Genomic DNA, 337 nt, shown 5'->3' with positions numbered 1-337 from the left:
ACCACCGCGGCTGATGTCGGCGATCTGCTGGGCATCGCGGTCCTGGTGCTGCAGGTTCTGGCGCGAGAAGATCAGCGCCGATGGGCCGTCCTTGCGCTCCAGGGCGCTTTTCCAGGACACGGCGGATTCCACCGCGTCGGCCGGGCGCCAGGTGTCCAGGTTCGGGGTGCTGCGCAGGCTGGTCAGCTGCTCGATCGGCTGGTGCGTCGGGCCATCTTCGCCCAGACCGATGGAGTCGTGGGTGTACACGTGGATCACGCGCTGCTTCATCAGGGCCGACATGCGCACGGCGTTGCGGGCGTATTCCATGAACATCAGGAAGGTCGCGCCGTAAGGT

General features: G+C 66.5%; 1 pseudogene. It reads right to left on the bottom strand.

Features of this window, described 5'->3' with window-relative positions:
• Positions 1-337: pseudogene (locus tag ACK59Z_RS25950) on the bottom strand (transketolase); the annotation flags it as partial.

The sequence above is a fragment of the Pseudomonas sp. KCJK9058 genome (genome assembly GCF_046230975.1).
GTDB lineage: Bacteria > Pseudomonadota > Gammaproteobacteria > Pseudomonadales > Pseudomonadaceae > Aquipseudomonas > Aquipseudomonas alloputida.
The sequence above is the reverse complement of the archived record's forward strand: the minus strand, read 5'-3'. Positions and strand labels throughout refer to the sequence as shown.